The 15,120-nt window shown below is 63.6% G+C and carries 15 protein-coding genes; 7 read left to right on the forward strand and 8 right to left on the reverse strand.

Features of this window, described 5'->3' with window-relative positions; all coding sequences use genetic code 11:
- Together serC and gyrA are read right to left on the reverse strand one after the other, a co-directional pair.
- Nucleotides 1–1,104 carry a 3-phosphoserine/phosphohydroxythreonine transaminase gene (serC, locus tag VJR90_05420; protein ID HKV96913.1) on the reverse strand — a complete coding sequence of 368 codons (1,104 nt, stop codon included), beginning with the start codon at nt 1,102–1,104 and terminating at the stop codon, nt 1–3.
- Nucleotides 1,094–3,637, reverse strand: a complete 2,544-nt coding sequence (gene gyrA, locus VJR90_05425) for a DNA gyrase subunit A (protein HKV96914.1) — start codon at nt 3,635–3,637, stop codon at nt 1,094–1,096. Before gyrA ends, serC begins: the two co-directional genes overlap by 11 nt.
- A 375-nt stretch (nt 3,638–4,012) precedes the next feature.
- On the opposite strand from gyrA, the gene VJR90_05430 reads away from it, so the two are divergent.
- The 7 genes from VJR90_05430 to VJR90_05460 all read left to right on the forward strand — a co-directional run bounded on the left by VJR90_05430 (nt 4,013) and on the right by VJR90_05460 (nt 10,214).
- Nucleotides 4,013–5,341 (forward strand): TRZ/ATZ family hydrolase, encoded by a 1,329-nt coding sequence (locus VJR90_05430; GenBank protein HKV96915.1) that lies wholly within the window; start codon nt 4,013–4,015, stop codon nt 5,339–5,341.
- Nucleotides 5,338–6,048 (forward strand): bifunctional 2-polyprenyl-6-hydroxyphenol methylase/3-demethylubiquinol 3-O-methyltransferase UbiG, encoded by a 711-nt coding sequence (ubiG, locus tag VJR90_05435; GenBank protein ID HKV96916.1) that lies wholly within the window; start codon nt 5,338–5,340, stop codon nt 6,046–6,048. The genes VJR90_05430 and ubiG overlap by 4 nt, the downstream gene beginning before the upstream one ends.
- Nucleotides 6,049–6,050: 2 nt before the next feature.
- Complete coding sequence (locus tag VJR90_05440; GenBank protein ID HKV96917.1) at nt 6,051–6,743, forward strand: HAD-IA family hydrolase; 693 nt, start codon at nt 6,051–6,053, stop codon at nt 6,741–6,743.
- A complete protein-coding gene (locus tag VJR90_05445; GenBank protein ID HKV96918.1) occupies nt 6,737–7,948 on the forward strand; it encodes a DNA recombination protein RmuC in 1,212 nt (403 codons plus the stop codon). Before VJR90_05440 ends, VJR90_05445 begins: the two co-directional genes overlap by 7 nt.
- Nucleotides 7,945–8,778, forward strand: a complete 834-nt coding sequence (locus VJR90_05450) for a squalene/phytoene synthase family protein (GenBank protein ID HKV96919.1) — start codon at nt 7,945–7,947, stop codon at nt 8,776–8,778. Before VJR90_05445 ends, VJR90_05450 begins: the two co-directional genes overlap by 4 nt.
- 21 nt (nt 8,779–8,799) lie before the next feature.
- Nucleotides 8,800–9,558 (forward strand): YciK family oxidoreductase, encoded by a 759-nt coding sequence (locus VJR90_05455; protein ID HKV96920.1) that lies wholly within the window; start codon nt 8,800–8,802, stop codon nt 9,556–9,558.
- Between the two features lie 107 nt (nt 9,559–9,665).
- Nucleotides 9,666–10,214, forward strand: a complete 549-nt coding sequence (locus tag VJR90_05460; protein ID HKV96921.1) for a DUF996 domain-containing protein — start codon at nt 9,666–9,668, stop codon at nt 10,212–10,214.
- Nucleotides 10,215–10,374: 160 nt separating this feature from the next.
- Here VJR90_05460 and VJR90_05465 read toward each other — a convergent pair whose 3' ends face one another.
- Genes VJR90_05465 through VJR90_05490 form a run of 6 tightly spaced genes read right to left on the reverse strand, consistent with a single transcriptional unit; the run spans nt 10,375 to nt 15,110 of the window.
- Nucleotides 10,375–10,848 carry a cupin domain-containing protein gene (locus VJR90_05465; protein HKV96922.1) on the reverse strand — a complete coding sequence of 158 codons (474 nt, stop codon included), beginning with the start codon at nt 10,846–10,848 and terminating at the stop codon, nt 10,375–10,377.
- Nucleotides 10,829–11,692: a 23S rRNA pseudouridine(2605) synthase RluB gene (rluB, locus tag VJR90_05470; GenBank protein HKV96923.1), complete on the reverse strand. Its 864-nt coding sequence runs from the start codon at nt 11,690–11,692 to the stop codon at nt 10,829–10,831. The genes VJR90_05465 and rluB overlap by 20 nt, the downstream gene beginning before the upstream one ends.
- Nucleotides 11,693–11,698: 6 nt before the next feature.
- Nucleotides 11,699–12,334 carry an SMC-Scp complex subunit ScpB gene (gene scpB / locus VJR90_05475; protein HKV96924.1) on the reverse strand — a complete coding sequence of 212 codons (636 nt, stop codon included), beginning with the start codon at nt 12,332–12,334 and terminating at the stop codon, nt 11,699–11,701.
- Nucleotides 12,331–13,203 carry a ScpA family protein gene (locus tag VJR90_05480; protein HKV96925.1) on the reverse strand — a complete coding sequence of 291 codons (873 nt, stop codon included), beginning with the start codon at nt 13,201–13,203 and terminating at the stop codon, nt 12,331–12,333. The genes scpB and VJR90_05480 overlap by 4 nt, the downstream gene beginning before the upstream one ends.
- An 8-nt stretch (nt 13,204–13,211) precedes the next feature.
- Nucleotides 13,212–14,429: a tryptophan--tRNA ligase gene (locus VJR90_05485; protein ID HKV96926.1), complete on the reverse strand. Its 1,218-nt coding sequence runs from the start codon at nt 14,427–14,429 to the stop codon at nt 13,212–13,214.
- A gap of 18 nt (nt 14,430–14,447) precedes the next feature.
- Nucleotides 14,448–15,110: a site-2 protease family protein gene (locus tag VJR90_05490; GenBank protein ID HKV96927.1), complete on the reverse strand. Its 663-nt coding sequence runs from the start codon at nt 15,108–15,110 to the stop codon at nt 14,448–14,450.
- Nucleotides 15,111–15,120 lie beyond the last annotated feature (10 nt).

The raw sequence follows: 15,120 nt of genomic DNA on the forward strand, positions 1-15,120 counted from the left end.
TCACCCGTGGCGTTGCGCGAACACGCGCATGAATTCCGCGAGCGTCGCGACCCCGGATTCCGGCATGGCATTGTAGATGCTGGCGCGGATGCCGCCGCGGCTGCGATGACCGGCAAGATTATTCAGGCCCGCCGCCGCGGCGTCCTGCAGGAATAGCGCCTCCAGCTTCTGGTCGCGCAGCTGGAACGGCACGTTCATCCATGAGCGCGCGGCTTTGTCTACCGGGCTCAGGTAAAAATCCGATGCGTCCAACACCGCATACAGCAGTTGCGCCTTGCGCTGGTTGCGCACGGCCATTGCGCCGACCCCGCCCTGCGATTTGGTCCACTTGAGCATCCGGCCGAGCACGTACCAGGCGAACACCGGCGGCGTGTTGGCCAGGGACCCGGCGTCCAGGCTCGTCCGATAATCCATCAGCGACGGCGTGCCGCGCGGCGGGGTGCGCAAGGCCGCGGGATTGAGGATCACCACGGTAATGCCGGCAATCCCCAGGTTTTTCTGCGCCGAGGCGTAAATCAGTGCGTGCCCGGATACCTTGACCGGCCGCGACAGCACCATCGAAGTCATGTCGGCCACCAGCGGCACAGCGTCGGATGCAGGCGCGGAATGGAACTCCACGCCGGCGATGGTCTCGTTGACGGTGTAATGCACGTAGCCGGCGTCGCGCGGCAGCTGCCATTCATCGCGCGCCGGCACGCGCGTGTAGCCGTCGGCTGTACCGTCCCACACGACCTGTCCGTGCGCAACGCGCTCGGCTTCGTGCCAGGCCTTGGCCGACCACTGCCCGGTCACCAGATACGCGCCGTGCCCGCCGAGATTCAGCGCTGCCAAGGCGAACTGCAGCGTGGCGCCGCCGTGCATGAACAGCACGGCGTACTCCGGGGGAATCGTCATGAGTTCGCGCAGATCGCTCTCGGTCTCGCGCATCAACGCGCGGAACTCCGTGCTGCGATGTCCGAGCTCCAGGATGGAGACGCCGCTGGCGTCGAACTGCGGCAACTCCGCGCGGATTTCGGCGATCACTTCCGGGGGCAACATCGCCGGGCCGGCGCCGAAATGATAACTGCGCGCTGCTGTCGCACGCGTCGCGGCTTCAGTCCCCATTACCGTTGCCGTCCTCGGCTTCGACGCGTTCCACGCCCACCAGCTGTTCACCTGCATCCAGGCGTATGAGGCGCACTCCCTGGGTGTTGCGACCGATAACCGACACGTCGGCCGCAGGTGTGCGCACCAGGGTGCCGTGACTGCTGATGAGCATGATCTCGGCGTCCGCGCCCACCTGGATGGCGCCCACGACGCGCCCGTTGCGTTCGGTGGTCTGGATGGAAATCACGCCTTGGCCGCCGCGGCCCTGCAGCGGATAGTCCGCCACCGGCGTGCGCTTGCCGTAGCCGTTTTCGGTGGCGGTGAGGATGTCGCCGTCGCCGACCATCACCAGATCAATCACGTGCTCGCCCTTGGCGAGGTGGATGCCGCGCACGCCCGCGGCATTGCGCCGCATGGGACGCACGTCGGCCTCGCGGAAACGGATGGATTTGCCATTGCTGGCGAACAGCAGCACGTCACGCCGGCCGTCGGTGATAGCCACTCCCACGAGCTCGTCGTTCGCCTGCAACTCGATGGCCAGAATGCCGCTCGCGCGCGGACGCGAAAAATTGTCGAGCGGGGTCTTCTTCACCGTGCCGCGGCGCGTGGCCATGAATACGAACTTATCGGCGGCGTATGCGCGCACCGGCATGAGCGCCGTGATGCGCTCGCCTTCGGAGAGCGGCAGCAGATTCACGACGGGTTTACCGCGCGCGCCGCGCGCGGCATGCGGGAACTGATACACCTTGAGCCAATAGACCTTGCCGATGCTGGAAAAACACAGCACGGTATCGTGACTGCTGGCGACGAACAGGTTATCAATAAAATCCTCGTCCTTGACCGCGGTGGCGCTCTTGCCGCGACCGCCGCGGCGCTGCGCGCGGTAGGTCGAAGCCGGCTGCGACTTCGCATAGCCGGCATGCGACAGCGTGACCACCACGTCCTCTTCCTCGATCAGGTCCTCGATGGTCAGATCTTCATGGTCGGAAACAATCTCGGTGCGCCGCGCATCGCCGTATTGGGTGCGCAGCGCGCTCAATTCACTGCGGATTACCTTGAGGAGTTTTTCGGGGCTGGCGAGGATGGCACGCAGGTCGACGATCAGGGTCAGCAGCTCCTGATATTCACCGACGATCTTGTCCTGTTCCAGTGCCGTCAGCCGCTGCAGTTTGAGATCCAGAATCGCCTGCGCCTGGATTTCCGACAGGCGATACTTGCCATTGCGCAGTCCCAACTCCGCCGCCAGATCTTCGGGGCGCGCAGCGTCGAGTCCGCGCCGCTGCAACATGTCGGTCACCACGCCGGGCTGCCAGTCGCGTCCCATCAACGCGGTCTTGGCCTCCGCCGGGCCCGGCGAGCGCTTGATGAGCGCGATCATGTCGTCAATGTTGGCCAGCGCCACGGCCAGGCCTTCGAGTACATGCGCGCGCTCCAGCGCCTTGCGCAGCTCGAACAGCGTGCGCCGCGTTACCACCTCACGGCGGTGGCGCACGAACGCCTCCAGCACCTGCTTGAGATTCAGCAGCCGCGGCTGGTTGTCCACCAGCGCCACCATGTTGATGCCGAATACGCTCTGCATGGCGGTGTGCTGATACAGGTTGTTCAAGACAACCTTGACGTTCTCGCCGCGGCGCAGTTCGATTACCATGCGCATGCCGTCCTTGTCCGATTCGTCGCGCAGTTCAGTGATGCCCTCGAGTTTCTTGTCCTTGACCAGTTCGGCAATGCGCTCCAGCAGCTTGGCCTTGTTCACCATGTAGGGCAGTTCGGTCACGATGATGGATTGCTTGGCGCCCTCCGCACCTTCCACTTGATTCTTGGCGCGCACGAACACCCGGCCGCGGCCGGTGAAGTACGCTTCATGAATGCCGCGCGTACCGCTGATCAGGCCCCCGGTGGGGAAATCCGGCCCCGGCAGGTGCTTGATCAATTCCTGGATGCTGATGGCGGGATTGTCAATCAGCGCGAGGCAGGCGGCGATCACTTCGCCAAGATTGTGCGGCGGAATATTCGTGGCCATGCCCACGGCAATGCCGGACGAGCCGTTGACCAGCAGGTTCGGGACGCGCGTCGGCAGCACCGTGGGTTCCTGCTCGGATTCGTCGTAGTTGGGGACGAAGTCCACCGTCTCCTTGTCGATGTCGGCGAGGATCTCGTGCGCGATCCTGGCCATGCGCACCTCGGTGTACCGCATGGCTGCAGGCGCATCGCCGTCCACCGAACCGAAGTTGCCCTGCCCGTCCACCAGCACGTAGCGCATCGAGAACGGCTGCGCCATGCGCACGATGGTGTCGTATACCGCCACGTCGCCGTGCGGGTGGTATTTGCCGATCACGTCACCGACAATGCGTGCGGATTTCTTGTAGGGCTTGTTGTAGTCGTTGCCCAGTTCCCGCATTGCGTGGAGCACGCGCCGGTGCACGGGTTTGAGTCCATCGCGTACGTCCGGCAGCGCCCGCCCCACGATTACGCTCATGGCGTAATCCAGGTAGGATTGCTTCATCTCCTCTTCGAGGCTGACGACGGTCAGTTCGCGGGCAATTTCGGCCATGCGGTAAGCGCTTTTTCTAGGGGTTCTGGGCCGCCGGATGCGGGAGATTCAAAGCGGAAATTTTACCATAGGCATCATGCTTATCCCTCGCTTACACAGCGCCGGAATGTGCGCGCCGGTGCGAAATCCGGCTGCATCAAGTCTGTTATAGTGGATTCGCGTCACCAGCGTGCGCGCTTACTGTCAGTGAATGACCACATCGGCAAACTGCAATCCCGGGATGTCAGTGCGTGGCGAAATCGTTTTGGTGATGCCCGCCATGGGCGCAGGTCGCGCCCCGCTGCCGGTCGCCCGTCTGACGGCGGTCGCCTACTCAGCGGTCCCCAAGGAGGCAGGTGCCTGTTGAGTGAGCGCTTGCCGGATTAATCTATCCTAATGACGACCCCTGCTGATCTTGCCATTCACGCGCGCTGGGTGATTCCCGTCGAGCCCGAGGGCGAGATCCTGGAACAGCACGCTATCGTGGTGCGTGACGGGCGCATTCTGGCGCTGCTGCCGAGTACCGAGGCCCGGCGCCAATTCCATGCCCACACCAGCGTCGAACTGCCCGACCACGTGCTCATTCCCGGTTTCGTGAACGCCCATACACACACCCCCATGTCGCTGCTACGGGGTGCGGCCGAGGATATGTCGCCCACGCTGCCACTGCCAGAGCTTGCATGGACAACGGAAAGCCGCTGGATGAGCGCCGAATTCGTGCGTGACGGCAGCGAATTGGCCATGGTCCGCATGCTGCGCAGCGGCACCACCTGTTTCAATGACATGTACTTCTTTCCCGAGGTTACCGCCGAGGCCGCGCAGCGTTGTGGGCTGCGTGCCTGTCTGGGCATGATCGTTACCGACGTTCCTTCTGCCTGGGCCGGTGGAGCGCACGAATATCTTGCCAAAGGCACGGCGCTGCGTGACCAACACAAGGATGAACCGCTGCTGAGCTTCGCATTCGCACCCATCGCTCCCTGCGCCATGGCCACGTCGCGGTTGAAGGAAATCCGCACGCTGGCCGATGAATTGGATGTGCCGGTGCATGCAGAACTTAATGCCACGGCCGCAGAAATCCAACTTTGCCTGCAACAACATGCTGCGCGTCCGCTGGCGTACCTTGACGGGCTTGGATGGCTGACATCAAATCTCATCGCGGCGTACATGACGCTGCCGACCGATTCCGAAATCGCCGGGCTGGCGCGCGCCGGCGTGCAGGTGGTGCACTGTCCGGAATCCAGTCTGGGACTCGCGCGCGGATTTTGCCCGGTAGCGAGGCTCCTGGCCGCGGGTGTAAACGTCGCGCTCGGCACCGGAGGCAGTGCGGTCGACATGCTCGCCGAGATGCGCTGTGCCGCATTGTTAGCCAAAGCCGTGGCGGGAGATGCGCAGGCGCTACCGCCCGCGAGCGTGCTGCGCATGGCCACGCTCAACGGTGCACGTGCGCTCGGACTCGATCACGCCACGGGTTCACTGCTGCCGGGGAAATGGGCGGACTTGGTGGCCGTGGACATGAATGTTCCCGAGTGCCGGCCGCTGTACGATCCGCTGTCGCAGCTGGTGTACAGCGCCAGCCGCAGCCAGGTAAGCGACGTCTGGGTGGCCGGCCGGCAGCTGTTGCGCGCAGGCGAACTCACTACGCTGGATCAGGATGCAATCCTCGCGCGCGCCACGCGCTGGCAGGAATCTGGCCACGATGCCACGCCCGAGGCCGCCAGCGCATGAGTTCCACGCATAGCAACCTGGACCGGCGCGAGATTTCCAAATTCGATGCGCTCGCGTCGCGCTGGTGGGACCCGCAGGGCGAATTCCGCACACTGCACCACATCAATCCGCTGCGGCTGGCCTACATTGAACAGCGCGCCGCGCTGAAAAACCGGCGTGTGCTCGACCTGGGCTGCGGCGGCGGTCTGCTCGCGGAAGCCATGGCAGAGCGAGGCGCCGAGGTCACCGGCATCGACATGGGCGATGAGGCGTTGGCCGTGGCGCGGTTGCATCTGCACGAGTCCGGCCTGCAGGTGCACTACCGCAAGATCAGCGCCGAAGCGCTGGCGGCGGAAGCGCCGGCGCAGTTCGACGTGGTGACCTGCATGGAAATGCTGGAGCATGTGCCGCAGCCGGAATCCGTGGTGCACGCCTGCGCGACCCTGCTCAAACCCGGCGGCCAGGTGTTTTTCTCCACGCTCAATCGCAACCTGAAATCCTTCCTGCTGGCCATCGTCGGCGCCGAGTACGCGCTGCGGTTGCTGCCGCGCGGCACGCACGAATACGCCAAATTCATCCGCCCGTCCGAACTGGACGCCTGGGCGCGTGGCGCCGGACTGGAACTGCGCGGCAGCACCGGCCTGCACTACAACCCGGTAACCCGCGACTACCGTCTGGGCGGCCGCCTGGACGTGAATTACTTCCTGCACTACAGGCGACCGGATTGAGCATGCAACTCATTTTGTTCGATCTCGACGGCACCTTGTTGGACACGGCGCCCGACCTGGGCGCGGCGCTCAACACCTTGCGCGCGGGACACAACCTGCCGCCGCTGCCCGCCGCGCGCATCCGCCCGCTGGTGTCCCACGGGTCCCCGGCCCTGCTCAAGCTGGGCTTTGGCATCGAGCCGCAGGATTCACGCTATGCCGGCATGCGTGCGCAATTGCTGGATATTTACCGCAACTGCCTCAACCGCGAGACCCGATTTTTCCCAGGTATCGAAAGTCTGCTGGATGCACTTGAGCAACGCGCCCTGCGCTGGGGCATCGTCACCAACAAACCCGCGGCGCTCACCCAGCCGCTGGTTGAGGCTTTTCATCTGCACACGCGTGCGGTTTGCGTGGTGAGCGGCGACAGCACGCCGCGGCGCAAGCCGCATCCCGATCAGTTGCTGCACGCCTGTGCGCTGGCCGGAGTCGAACCGCAAGCCGCCGCCTACGTCGGCGACGCCGAGCGCGATGTCGAGGCCGCGCACTCTGCGGGCATGCGTGCAGTGGTGGCCCTGTATGGCTACATCGGCGAGGACGAGCAGCCGCAAAACTGGCGGGCCGATGGATTGCTGGTCGCGCCCGCCGACCTGCTCGGCTGGCTCGACCATCCAGCGATGGCAATCTCCAATATGCAGGAGGCTGACGGATGCTGATCGGGTTCGTCGTCATTGCGCTCATCGCCGGGCTCGTCGTTGGCTACACGGTGGCGGCACTGCTGGAACATAAAAAAACCGGCGAGCTGCGTGTTGAGCTGGCTTCACTCCAGGCCAAGGCCGAGGTGCTCAACAGCACCCGCGAACAGATGGAAAACACTTTCAAGGCACTGGCCGGCGATGCATTGCGCGCCACCAGCCAGTCGCTGCTGGAACTTGCGGGCCAGAACCTTGGCAAGTTCCAGGCTGAGGCCAAAGGTGATCTGGAGAAACGTCAGCAGGCTTTCGCAGAGCTGGTCAAGCCGATCGGCGAAACCCTGAGAAAAACCGAAGAACAAATCGGAGAAATCAAGAAGGATCACGGCAACATCAGTCGCTACCTCACCAGCATGCAGGAGGCCCAGACACAGTTGCAGTCGGAAACCCGCAATCTGGTGAATGCGCTGCGCCGTCCCGAAGTACGCGGCCGCTGGGGCGAGATGACGCTGCGGCGCCTGGCGGAGCTCGCCGGCATGGTGGAACGCTGTGACTTCGAGGAACAGGTACATACCGCGAGCGAAGACGGCGTGCTGCGCCCGGACATGGTGGTGCACTTGGCGGAGAACCGCACGCTGGTTGTGGATGCCAAAACTCCTTTGGACAGCTACATTGCGGCCCTCGAAGCGCGTACGCCTGAAGAACGCGAAACGCATCTTGTGCAGCATGCGCGCAAGGTACGTGAGCGCATCAAGGAATTGGCCAGCAAGCGTTACTGGGATCAGTTCAAAAGCAGCCCGGACTTTGTAATTCTGTTCATTCCTGGTGACCAGTTCCTGGCAGCGGCTTTGGACAAGGAACACGAGCTGCAGGAAGACGCGCTGCGTCAAAAAGTGTTGTTGGCCACGCCTACCAGCCTCATGGCATTGCTCAAGGTCGTGGCCTACGGCTGGCGGCAGATAGCGCTGGCGGAAAACGCGGAACAAATACGCGAGCTAGCCGAAACTCTGCACCAACGGTTGGCCACGTTTGCCGAACATGTGGACAGCATGGGTCGCGCTTTGGATCAGAGCGTGAAAAATTACAACAAAGCGGTCGGCTCACTGGAGCGTCAGGTGCTGCCGGCCGCGCGCCGCTTCACCGAGCTGGGGGTGCAGGCCAAAAAAGAGCTGCCGATGCTCGATCCCGTGGAAACCGCACCGCGCCTCGGCAACGACGCCAAGGAATGAACCCCGCCGAAGAAGTGCGGTGCAAACTTGCCGCCGCGCCCGCCGATCTGCGCTTTGCGGCGTTGTTCGCCCCGCGTGCACAACGCAGCGTGCTGACCGCGTTGTTCGCGCTGTATCTCGAAATTCGCGAGATCTTGCGCGAATGCTCCGATGCCGAAGTGGCACGCGCCAAACTGGAATGGTGGCGGGAGGAGATTGCGCGGCTTGCCGTGCATCGCCCGCGCCATCCGCTGAGCATCCGGCTCGACCAGCAAACCCGCGACGCGGCCCTGCCAATGGAACCGCTGTACGCAATCATCGAGAGTGTCGCTAGAGATATCACCGCCACAGCGTTCCACGATTTCGACGCCGTGGAGACATACTGCCGCCAACGCGGGGGCGCGCTCACGGAGCTGGCCGCTGCGCTTGCTGGAGCCCGCACCCCGGGCACTCTGGCAGCTGCACGCCTGCTCGGCCGGAGCTGGCAACTCGCGGACATTATTTTGAACGGACTGGCGTATGCCGAACACGGGCGCATTTACTTCGCGTCCGACGATTTACGCAAACACGGCATCGATCGTCACGTTTCCGGCGCAGCGCATTCCATTGCCGGTGTGCGGGCCTTGCTGGAGGATTACGCCGCGCGCGCACGCGCACTGCATTCCACGGCGCTGGCGCAGACTGAAGTCACTTGGTCAGACCTGAGTGTGGGTCTCGTTCTGGGTGGATTGGCGCAGGCACGCCTGAAGAAATTTGCGCGCACCGGTTACCCCGAGGCAGCCGCGCCGGTAGAATTGCAGCCCTTTGCGCAACTGTGGACGGCGTGGCGCAGCGCCCGCCGTGCCCGCTGACAACCCACGGCAACCTCATCCATGACGACCTCCAGCATTCCCGTCGCTTATGCCCCGCCGAACGATCTGCTCAAGGATCGCGTGATTCTCGTTACCGGCGCGGGCGACGGCATTGGCCGCGCCGTAAGTCGCGGGCTTGCGGTCCACGGCGCCACCGTGGTGCTGCTGGGCAAGACCATCAAGAAACTGGAATCGGTGTACGACGAGATCATGCAGGCCGGCGGGCCGATGCCGGGCATTTATCCCATGGACCTGCGCGGTGCCACGTACAAGGACCATGAGGACCTGGCCACGGTGCTGAACAAGGAATACGGCCGGCTGGACGGTTTGCTGCACAACGCCGGCATGCTGGGCGAGCGCGCGCCCATCGAGCACCACGAGGTGGCAATCTGGCAACAGGTGATGCAGGTGAATCTCACCGCGCCCTTCATGCTCACCAAGGCCTGTCTGCCGTTGTTGTACAAATCGCCCGACGCTTGCGTGGTATTCACCGCCAGCAGCGTGGGCCGCAAACCGCGCGCCTACTGGGCGGCCTACGCCGTTTCCAAGGCCGGGCTCGAAGCGCTGTCCGCCATGCTCGCGGATGAAACCGAATTCCGCGGCACGCTGCGCATCAACAGCCTCAATCCCGGCGCGGTGCGTACCGAGATGCGCCGCTTCGCGTTTCCAGCGGAAGACCGCAGCCAGTTGCGCACCCCGGAACAATTGCTGCCTGCCTACCTTTTCCTGCTTGGGCCCGATAGCCGCGGTCACACCGGGCAGCAATTCGACATCGCGTAGCCCAGCGGGCCAATGCGCAACGCACGCGCTCGCCGCGGGGCTAGCCGGACTGCGTCCGCTTGTGTACAGTCTAGCGCTCCAACCACACAGTCATCGGGAGACAGGACATGGAAAGGACCACCAAGCTCCTGGGGGGATGGGGTTACATTCTGCTTATTGCCGGCAGCGTTCTCGGCTCGCTCACTTTCGTGTTTCACCTTGTAGCGCTCGCGGGCTGCATCTGTCTGCTGATTGCGTTTTATCGGGCGAGCAACGAATTGGGCCAGAGAAAAATCTGGCGCAACATACTCGTTGCTATCGTGCTGTATATCGTTGCGTCGCTGTTGCTGATCTTCGTGGTCGGCTCCGCGCTCATGGCTGCATTCCACGGCAGTGCCATGGGTACTTCCGCGTTCACCAGCGGAGTCATCGCCGGCGGACTCATTGCCTGGGTGCTGTGGATGATCGGCGCGTGGTTCTGGTACCAGGCTTCGATTCCTTTAGCTGAAAGCACCGGCACAAGCCTCTACAAGACCGGCGGCCTGCTGATTTTCATCGGTGCCATCACGCTGATTGTGTTTGGCCTGGGAGCCATCGTGGTGCTCATCGGTGAAATCATGCAGACCGTGGCGTTCTTCACCACCAGCGAGAAAATGCCGGCCAGTTCACCGGCCTGACAATCTGTTTGACATACGCAAACCGCCGCCGCCCTTCAGGGCGCGGCGGTTTTTTCCTGTCGGGTTTTGTTGCAGATAGCTTGCAGAGTCCTGAGTCGCGGGCTCCGAGGTATCGGGCCAGCCTGCGCGATGCGCAGGTTAATTTACACAACCCACAACTTCACGTACGAGCCTGCGCCGGGTACGGCCGACCATCTTTGTGCACGAATCCGGGCGAGCCCGCGCGGATGGCAAGATCAATATCCGGGTAATCCACGCCATCGCCTTTGGGATTGCGCGTGCCGATTTCGAGAATCACGGCTTCCCGGCTGCCGCGATTCTGCAGATGATGGCCGTCCGGGTCGCCCGCCTTGAACCCGGCGCAGTCGCCGGCGCGCAGGATTTCCTCGCCGCTGTTCGTGACCAGCACTACCTCGCCCTCCAGCACCCAGACAAACTCGTCCTCGGTTTCATGCCAATGACGCTGACTCGACCAGGCGCCGGGCGGCAGGCGCAACAGGTTGACACCGAACTGCGTGAGGCCGGCGGCATTGCCCAGTCGCCAGCGCGTGCGGTTGCGACAAGGTTGGTCGTAGGGTTCGGGATAACCGCTGCCATGCCGGACCGGCGCGCTTTCAATCTTGATCTTTTTCATGACTCCTCCTCCGGACTCGAGTGCGGCCTTGGTGATTGCGTGCAGTGGACGCCGATGCGTGAGATGCCGCTGCCGGTGGATTGGTTCCCGCCAGTGCTCGCAAAGCCTGCAATTCGTCGTCCGTCGCTTCACGCCAGGCACCGCGCGGCAGTTGGCGCGGCAGGGCAACCGCACCGTAGCGCACGCGGATCAAGCGGCTCACGGTCACGCCTACCGCTTCCCACAGACGCCGCACTTCGCGCTTACGGCCTTCGCGCAGCAGCACGTGATACCAATGATTGGCGCCGTCGCCGCCCGCATCGCGCAGCGCATCAAATTTCGCTATGCCGTCGTCGAGGCGCACGCCGCTGGTCAGGGCGCTTAGCTGCAGCTCCGTGATTTTGCCCAGCACGCGCACCGCATACTCACGTTCGATTTCCTGCGCTGGGTGCATCAGGCGGTTGGCGAGTTCGCCGTCATTGGTGAACAGCAACAGCCCGGAGGTGTTGAAATCCAGTCGGCCGATGCTGACCCAGCGGCTGCGGCGCAGGCGCGGCAACGCCTCGAACACCGTCGGCCGCCCCTCGGGATCCTTGCGCGTGGTGAGTTCGCCTTCCGGCTTGTGATACAGAATCACGCGCTGGCGCTCGGTTGCGGCGCGCTCCAGCCGCAGCGGCCGCCTGTCCAGTGCCACGCGATCGGCCGTGCTGATGCGCTCGCCGAGCCGGGCCACGCGGCCATTGACGCTAAGGCGACCGGCGGAAATCCAGCCTTCGATTTCACGCCGTGAACCGAAACCGGCGGCCGCCAACACTTTCTGGATGCGTTCCGCCCCGGCGGCAACCTTGTCAGCGCTGGGTTTGATGTCGGCTCACTCCGCTTCTGCTTCCCTGGCCGGAGTCTCGGGCGGCGCGTCCGCGTGCGCGATCTGCACAGGTGCTGCGCCATCGAAGTCGAGTTCCGCTTCCAGGCTGGTGATGTCGCGAATGTCGGCGAGCGTCGGCAGTTCATCCAGACTGCGCAGGTTGAAGTAATCGAGGAACTCGCGCGTGGTGGCCAGCATTTCCGGATGTCCGGGGACGTCGCGGTGTCCGACCACGCGAATCCAGCCGCGTTCTTCCAGGGTGCGAACGATGTGCGGGCTGACCGTGACGCCGCGCACCACTTCGATCTCGCCGCGCGTGATCGGCTGGCGGTAAGCGATGAGCGACAAGGTCTCGAGCAGCGCGCGCGAATAGCGCGCCGGGCGTTCTTCCCACAGGCGTGCCATCCACGGCGCCAGCTCGGCCTTTACCTGGATGCGGAATCCGCCGCCAACTTCCTTGAGTTCGATGCCGCGTCCGGCAAAGCCGCTTTGCAGCTCATCCAGCGCCTTGCGAATCTGATTGCGGGCCGGCCGGTCCGCGTCGTCGAACAGCGCCATGAGTTCGTCCAGATTGAGCGGCCGCCCGGCGGCCAGCAGCGCCGCTTCCAGGATGTTTCTGAGCTGTGGCGATTCCCGGGTCATGGCTCTTCTCCCTTGATGCGCACCAGCGACAAATCCGGATGTGACGCTCCCGTAGCGCGCACGTGAATGGCGCCAAAACTTTCGGCCTGCACCAGTTCGATGAGCGCCTGCTTGAGCAGCTCCAGCAGCGCCAGGAAGGTCACCACTACGCCGCGGCGGCCTTCCTGGGGTGTGAACAGCGCGCTGAACTCGCGGAACTCTCCCGCCTGCAGTCCTGCCAGCAGCTCGGACATGCGCTGGCGCACCGACAGGGGTTCGAGTTGCACGTGATGATGGGAATACATCGCGGCGCGCTGCAGCACATCCTTGAAGGCCAGAAGCAGCTCCTGCATGTTGACATCCGGTACCAGGCGCACCACTTTGTGCCCGCCCATTTCCGCGGCGGCCGGATGCACGTCCCGGCCCACGCGCGGCAGCGCGTCCAGATCCTCGGCCGCCTGCTTGTAACGTTCGTACTCCTGCAGCCGGCGTATCAGTTCGGCGCGCGGGTCCTGCTCTTCGCCTTCGGCGAGCGGCGGGCGCGGCAGCAGCATGCGGGATTTGATCTCGGCGAGCATCGCGGCCATTACCAGATACTCGGCCGCGAGCTCCAGACGCAGCTCCTTCATCAGATCTATGTATTCCATGTACTGGCGCGTGATCTCGGCAATCGGGATATTGAGGATGTCGAGATTCTGCCGGCGGATCAGGTACAGCAGCAGATCCAGCGGACCCTCGAAGGCCTCGAGAAACACCTCGAGCGCATCCGGCGGAATGTAGAGATCGCGCGGCAGGCTGGTGACCGGTTCACCCTGGACGATGGCGAACGGCATTTCCGCCTGCTGCGGTACAGGCTCGGCGGATTCGCCGGGATTCAAAGGCGGTTGCATCGGCGATCTCACCGGTACTTCAGGCCCATGGCCTGACGCACTTCATCCAGGGTGTCACGCGCCACGCCGCGCGCCGCGTCGCTGCCCTGGCTCACGACGCTGCGCAGCATCTCCGGATTGGCCTCGATCTCGGCCGCACGTTCGCGGATCGGCTTGAGTTCCTTGAGCACCGACTCGATCACCGGTTGTTTGCATTCCAGGCAGCCGATGCCGGCCGTGGTGCAGCCCTTCCATACCCAGTCGCGTGTTGCCTGATCGGAATAGATCTTGTGAAACTCCCACACCGGACATTTCTCCGGATTGCCGGGGTCGCTGCGACGCACGCGTGCGGGATCGGTCGGCATGGTGCGGATCTTGTGCTCGATGTCCGCAGGGTCTTCGCGCAGGCTGATGGTATTGGCATAGGATTTCGACATCTTGCGGCCGTCCAGCCCCGGCATGCGTGCCGCCGCGGTCAGCAACGGCTTCGGCTCGGCAAGAATCACGCGCCCCAGGCCTTCGAGAAATCCCAACAGCCGCTCACGGTCGCCGAGCGGCAGGTTCTGGTTTTCGGCGATGAGCGCATGCGCGGTTTGCAGGGCCTCCTGATCTCCCTGTTCCTGATATTGCTTGCGCAGCTCGCGGTACAGCTTGGCATTGCGTTTGCCGAGCTTTTTGATCGCACTTTCCACCCTGACTTCGAAATCCGGCTCGCGGCCGTAGGTGAAATTGAATCGTCGTGCAATCTCGCGCGTCAGCTCGACATGCGGCACCTGATCCTCGCCCACCGGCACCCAGCCGGCCTTGTAGATCAATATATCGGCCGCCTGCAGCACCGGATAGCCGAGGAAGCCGTAAGTCGAAAGGTCGCGGTCCCGGATCTGCTCAAGCTGCTCCTTATAGGTGGGCACACGCTCCAGCCAGCCAAGCGGCGTCACCATGGAAAGCAGCAGCTGCAGCTCCGCGTGTTCGGGAACATGCGACTGGATGAAGATACGTGCCTTGCCGGGATCCACACCCACGGCCAGCCAGTCCACCAGCATTTCCCACATCGCGGGTTCAATTTCGCGCGCCTGTTCGTAATGCGTGGTAAGCGCGTGCCAGTCGGCCACGAAGAAAAAACACTCGTACTCATGCTGCAGCTTGAGCCAGTTGTTGAGCACGCCGTGCAAATGACCAAGGTGCATGCGCCCCGTGGGCCGCATGCCGGACAGCACACGCAAGTTGTCAGCACCCGTGGTAGCCATGCGTCAACCCCTGTTCCGCTATGCGCCCAGCAACAGCTGCGACAGCCAGGCGATGGGCGGGCCCAGAACCGAGGACAGCAGCCTGGGGAATACGAACAGCAGCAACATGAGCACGGCCAGGGGAATGAAAGGCCCGAAGCGTTCGATGCTGTCCACCTTGTTGGCCAGATTGCGCGGCAGAATGCCCACCAGCACCCGCCCGCCGTCGAGCGGCGGTATGGGAATGAGGTTGAATATGAACAGCGCCACGTTGATGAGCACACCGGCCACGCCCATGTAGGCCAGTGGCGAGATCCAGGGCAGCGCGGGTACCAACAAGGCCGCGGCGTGGGAAATCAATGCCCAGATCACCGCCATGATCAGGTTGGCCACCGGCCCGGCCACCGCCACGATGGCCATGTCGCGGCGCGGATTCTTGAAATTGCGCGGCGAGATCGGCACCGGCTTGGCCCAGCCGAGGATGAAGGGCGAGTGCAACAGCAGCAGCACGGCCGGCGCAATCACGGTTCCGATCGGATCAATGTGTTTGAGCGGATTGACCGTCAGCCGCCCCAGCATCATGGCGGTCGGGTCCCCCAGACGGCGCGCCACCCAGCCGTGCGCCACTTCGTGCAGCGTGATGGCAAACAATACCGGCGGGGCCCAGATGATGATGAGCTGGATGAGGTTGAACTGACCCATCGACACATTA

Source organism: Gammaproteobacteria bacterium, from assembly GCA_035279405.1.
Taxonomy (GTDB): Bacteria; Pseudomonadota; Gammaproteobacteria; order Natronospirales; family REEB76; genus REEB76.